This is a genomic window from Hominilimicola sp. (assembly GCF_046972485.1).
Lineage (GTDB): Bacteria > Bacillota > Clostridia > UBA1381 > UBA1381 > Hominilimicola > Hominilimicola fabiformis.
Genome location: NZ_JBKVWU010000126.1, coordinates 1 through 5,992, shown reverse-complemented (window position 1 = coordinate 5,992; position 5,992 = coordinate 1). Strand labels below are relative to the sequence as shown.

Annotated in this window: 4 protein-coding genes; 1 reads left to right on the top strand and 3 read right to left on the bottom strand. The window is 39.2% G+C overall.

Annotated elements, in window-relative coordinates:
• Positions 1–533: 533 nt before the first annotated feature.
• The 3 genes from groL to ACLTU0_RS10170 form a co-directional block, all read right to left on the bottom strand.
• A complete protein-coding gene (groL, locus tag ACLTU0_RS10180) occupies positions 534–2,156 on the bottom strand; it encodes a chaperonin GroEL (protein ID WP_337600180.1) in 1,623 nt (540 codons plus the stop codon).
• A gap of 20 nt (positions 2,157–2,176) precedes the next feature.
• Entirely contained in the window at positions 2,177–2,461 is a 285-nt protein-coding gene (gene groES / locus ACLTU0_RS10175) for a co-chaperone GroES (RefSeq protein ID WP_022230488.1), read from the bottom strand.
• A gap of 217 nt (positions 2,462–2,678) precedes the next feature.
• The gene (locus ACLTU0_RS10170) at positions 2,679–3,041 is read right to left on the bottom strand and encodes a hypothetical protein (protein WP_412322327.1); all 363 of its coding nucleotides are present in this window, start codon (positions 3,039–3,041) and stop codon (positions 2,679–2,681) included.
• Between the two features lie 237 nt (positions 3,042–3,278).
• Between ACLTU0_RS10170 and ACLTU0_RS10165 the strand changes: the two genes are divergently transcribed.
• The gene (locus tag ACLTU0_RS10165) at positions 3,279–5,918 is read left to right on the top strand and encodes a transglycosylase domain-containing protein (RefSeq protein WP_412322325.1); all 2,640 of its coding nucleotides are present in this window, start codon (positions 3,279–3,281) and stop codon (positions 5,916–5,918) included.
• The last annotated feature ends 74 nt before the right edge of the window (positions 5,919–5,992 follow it).

The window sequence follows — 5,992 nt, the reverse complement described above, 5'->3', positions numbered from 1 at the left end:
AAATTAAAGAAAGTGTTTTAGACAAATATTTGAACTAATTTAAAAGCAGACAAAGAAAAAAATTCTTTGTCTGCTTTTTTATGTGCTATTTACATTTATATGTCTTTTTATATACTTCATTGAATTTTGTAATTTGTTGATATATAATACTTTTGTCGGATTAATCCGATATTAAAGGCAAACTTCATTAACGGTTTTTAACCGGCGGTTATGCCCACTTTTATATTCACAGGCTTTATGCCGAGTTTATGAAAGGGGGTATGCTTATGAAAAGTAAGCATATTGTTACATATGGCAAAGAAATTGCTTTTTGCAGTTTTGATAATTATCGCTATATTGATAATTTTCACCATAAAAGTACAATAGCCGCCCTCTCACCCAGGAACGGCTATTGAATAAATAGTTCTTTTTGGGCATAACCGCTTGAGGTTTGCCTTTTTTCTATTTTTATTATATAACTATAAATTAATTTTGTCAACACATAATGAAAAACACAGACTGCATTTTGCAATCTGTGTTTAATATTATTCAAATTAATACATTCCCATACCAGGATCCATCGGAGCGGCCGGAGCTGCCGGTTCAGGAAGGTCTGTTACAAGACTTTCTGTTGTAAGTACCATAGACGCAACAGATGCTGCATTTTGAAGTGCACTTCTTGTAACCTTAACCGGGTCAACGATACCTGCCGAAATCATATCAACATATTCTTCAACAAGTGCATTAAATCCCTTACCTGTTTCACAAGACTTAACCTTATCCACGATTACACTGCCTTCAAGACCTGCATTCTTTGCGATTTGCCAAGCCGGTTCTTCAAGTGCTTTAAGTACGATTTGAACACCTGTCTTTTCATCACCTTCAGTTTTTTCAAGTAAAGCCGCAACAGTAGGAATAACATCAATATAACTTGTTCCGCCGCCTGCAACGATACCTTCTTCAACAGCCGCTTTAGTAGCTGCAAGAGCGTCTTCAATTCTAAGTTTCATTTCTTTCATTTCTGTTTCTGTTGCCGCACCGACTTTAATTACAGCAACACCACCTGCAAGTTTAGCAAGTCTTTCTTGTAGCTTTTCCTTATCAAATTCAGATGTTGATGCCTCAAGTTCACGTCTGATTTGTGCAACTCTGTCTGCGATTGCATTCTTATCGCCTGCACCGTCAACAATAATTGTAAGTTCCTTTTGAATCTTAACTTGCTTTGCTGTACCAAGTTGTGAAATTTGTGTATCTTTCAAATCAAAGCCAAGTTCTTCACTGATTACCTGACCGCCTGTCAAGATTGCAATATCTTGCAGCATTTCCTTACGTCTGTCACCAAAGCCGGGAGCCTTTACAGGTACGCATACGAATGTACCGCGAAGTTTATTAACGATAAGTGTTGAAAGAGCCTCACCCTCAACATCTTCAGCGATAATTACCATCTTTCTGCCTGCTTGCATAACTTGTTCAAGAAGCGGTAAAATTTCTTGAATATTTGAAATCTTCTTATCTGTAATAAGAATGTATGGGTCGTCAAGAACTGCCTCCATTTTTTCTGTATCAGTTACCATATAAGGTGTGATATAACCTCTGTCGAATTGCATACCTTCAACAATTTCAGAATATGTTTCGGCAGTCTTTGATTCTTCAACTGTGATGACGCCGTCTGCTGTTACCTTTTCCATTGCCTCTGCAATTAGCTGACCGATTTCTTCATTAGCAGCTGAAACCGATGCAACTCTTGCAATATCTTCCTTACCCTGAACTTTCTTTGCTGTAGAAAGCAGCTTTTCAACAGCCGCGTCAACAGCCTTTTGGATACCCTTTCTTACGATCATAGGGTTAGCGCCTGCCGCAACATTCTTTAGTCCTTCACGAACAAGTGCCTGTGCAAGAAGTGTAGCTGTTGTTGTACCGTCACCGGCAACGTCATTTGTCTTTGTTGCAACTTCTTTTACAAGCTGAGCGCCCATATTTTCAAATGGATCTTCAAGTTCAATTTCCTTAGCGATTGTAACACCGTCATTTGTGATTAGCGGTGCACCGAATTTCTTATCAAGAACAACATTTCTGCCCTTCGGGCCAAGTGTGATTTTAACTGTATTTGCAAGTTGGTTGATACCGCTTTCAAGAGCGTGTCTTGCGTCCTGTCCGTATTTAATTTGTTTAGCCATAATAATAACCTCCTAATATATTAGTCTACTATTGCAAGTATGTCGCTTTGACGAAGAATTGTATATTCCTCACCGTCAACCTTGACTTCTGTACCTGCATATTTTGAAGTAAGTACCTTATCACCAACGGAAACTTCCATCTTAACTTCCTTTCCGTCTACAACACCGCCGGGACCTACTGCAACGATTTCAGCCACCTGTGGCTTTTCCTGTGCCTTTGAAGTAAGGATAATTCCGCTCTTTGTCGTTTCCTCTGCTTCAAGCATTTTTATAACAACTCTGTCTGCCAATGGTTTGATGTTCATTATATATTACCTCCTAAAATTTTAATCAAGTTCATTGTTAGCACTCACACTTCTTGAGTGCTAACAATGCTATTATGTTCTTTTTTGCTCTATTTAGCAAAGTCCGTTTTTTTAATATATTGCTATATTTACTCTTATTTTCTTTATTTTTCTTTTTATTACGTTCAATATCTCCCTTTTGGTGTTTTAACAAATTGTTCATAAACTTAATACTGCTTTAACTTACGAAGTTTTCAAACATCTGTTGTGCCTCATCAAGATTATCAAATTCAACACCTTTTTTTAGTTCATCAATATCCTCGCTTGGAAATACATTTTCGCTTATTTCTTCACTCAAAATTGCCGTTTTATTATTCCCTACACATTTATTAATTTGAAGTAAACCGTTCTCAACCTTAACTTCATATACTGTAGTTTTTACATCATTTGCATTCACCTCTTCAACCGCCGCAACCGTAGGCATAGGAGTCGGCACACTGTCGGACACACCTATTCTGCCGATAGCGTATCCGCCTCCGAAAAACAACGCTACAAGTAATACATATGACGAAACAATAAGTGTATTCTTTAAAATTTTCATAATTTATTCCTCATTTCTTTTAATATTTTTTCTTAAATTATTCCCTTTTTGTCCCAATTTTATACTTTGCATAAGACTTTGAAAAATAAATGTTGCAAATTTATGCAATTTAGGATATAATTAAAGTATGCAATTATCTTTAAAGAAAGATTGAGGCTTTTAACAGCCCCGAAATCAAAGTAGACATACTCTCACATTTTGTCTACAATCTTAATAAAAAAGATAGGAGAAAATATTATGGCTGATAATAACAGAAGAAACAGACCAAGCTCCGGATATGGCTCAAATGATAATTTCAACTGGGAAGAGTATGATATGAAAACTTCGTCAGCTTCAGGCGCTCCGAGACGTCGCAGACAAGCGGCATCCACAAAGCCTACAAGATCACCGCAGGCAAGTTCTTCATCATACAGAGAAGTACCGTCAAGGCGCCGGACTCAAACAACTTCCCGCAGTAAGAAAAAGCAAAAAAAGCAGCTTACTCCGAAACAGATTCAATTCAGGAAACGCTTACGGCTTACATTCTTTGTTGCGATTTTTGTGGTAGTTGTAATTGTATCCGGTATGGGCATAGGAATGTATGCCGCAGTATCACGTGAAATTAAAGATATGAATATTCAAACTCTTGCTTTGAATTATTCTTCATTTATATATTACGAAGATGCCGCCGGCAATCCGCAGGAACTTGAACAAATACAATCCGATTTTAACCGTATATGGGTAGATTCGTCGCAAATACCTCAAGTTATGAAAGACGCTATTGTTGCCATCGAAGATGAACGTTTCTACAAGCACCACGGTGTTGATATAAAACGTACACTCGGTGCAACGGGTAAATGGCTACTTTCAAAAGTCGGTATCGGCTCGTCAAACTATGGCGGTAGTACGATTACTCAACAGGTTATAAAAAATATAACCAATGAAAAAGAAAATACACCTTCGCGTAAGGTCAAAGAAATGATGCGTGCGGTTGCACTTGAAAAACAGCTTACAAAAGACGAAATACTTACAATGTATCTGAATATCGTATATTTCGCTAACAACTGTAACGGTGTTGAGGCTGCCGCAAACACTTACTTTAACAAAGACGCAAGCGCCCTTACGCTTGCCGAAGCGGCATCAATCGCAGGTATAACACAGTTCCCGTCAGAATACGATCCGTTTGTACATCCGGATAAGAATATCGAAAAACGTAATCTTGTACTCGGCAAAATGCGTGAACTCGGTTATATCACAGACGCTGAATATGCAGAGGCATCAGGCAGTGACCTTGTTGTAAGCAACGCTTACAGGAAAAATCAAGGACGTATTACTTCATACTTTGTTGACCAAGTTGTAAATGACGTTATCGCCGACCTTATGACTCAAAAAGGTTACTCGGAAGATTTTGCAACCCAACAGGTATACAACGGCGGTTTGAAAATTTATTCAACAATGAATCCCGACATTCAAAATATAATGGAAGGCATATTTACCAATACGTCTAACTTCCCTTATACAGGCAAGGGTGCTCAATCGGCAATGATTATAATTGACCCTTACACAGGTAAAATTCGCGGTCTTATAGGCGGTCTTGGCGAAAAGACTGATATTCGCGGTTGGAACAGAGCCACTCAATCAAAACGTCAACCCGGTTCATCAATTAAACCGCTTTCGGTTTACGCACCGGCGGTTGATATGGGTAAAATCACAGAAGTCGATACCGTAACAGACGAAGAAATAACAATCGGCAACGACAAGTGGAAACCAAAGAACTCATACAACGACTTCTTAGGCGATATGACAATTAAAGAGGCGGTTGCACGTTCGGCAAACATTCCTGCCGTAAAGGTATTGGATATGGTCAACCTTACAAACTCATTCAACTACCTACAAAACAAATTCCATATCACAACACTTGAAGAAAAAGATAAAAACTACAGTTCTCTTGCACTCGGCGGTCTTACACAAGGTGTAACCGTTGAAGAAATGGCGGGAGCATATTGCACATTCGTAAACAGCGGTAAATATATTAAGCCGTATACTTACACAAGAGTACTTGATTCAACAGGTCAGGTTATTCTTGAAAACACATCAAACACAAGTCAGGCTATCAGCCCTGCGGCAGCATACATTACAGCTGATTTACTTTCGGGCGTTGTAAACAGCAGCGTCGGTACAGGTAAAGGTGCAAAGCTTGACTGCGGTATTTCAACATACGGTAAAACAGGTACAACAGACGATGACTGCGATAAGTGGTTTGTTGGTTTCACACCGTATTATGTAGGCGCTTGTTGGTACGGTTTCGATACTCCCGCATCAATTTCAGCGGCAGGTGTTTCGGGCAATCCGACAGTTACCGCATGGAATCTTGTAATGGAAAAAATTCACGAATCGCTTAACCCTAAAGAAATCACAAAACCAAGTAATGTTGTTGAGGCACAGGTATGCGAATACTCCGGTATGCTTGCAACTGACACCTGCCCTACCACAACCGCTTACTTCGTTGAAGGAACACAGCCAAAGGCATATTGTGACGCATCACACGCAAGCAGACGTAATAAATCAACGCAAACACCTCTGTCAACAGTTGCACCGGTTGATACTCCAAGCGCTATGCCTACAGTAAATCCTGCGACTTCGGAAACACACGAAAATCAAAACGGCAATAATTCAAATACATCTTCAGGTATAAATTCGGGTTCTTCGTCAAGTACTAACAGCGGTTCTTCGTCAAGTACAAATTCGGGTACTAACAGTGGTTCTTATGATACAAATTCGGGCGGCAGTTCTTCGTCAAATTCGGGCGGAACTGATTACGAACAAGGCAATACAGGCTCATCTGAAAGTGAAAATACAGCAGGCGGAGCAGAAGAAGATACTTCATCGGAAGAATAAGACAGCAAAAATGAGGCTTTTTTGATGTGACCCCAAAAAGTTAGACTTTTTATAGCGTAGTAGTTTTAACGACT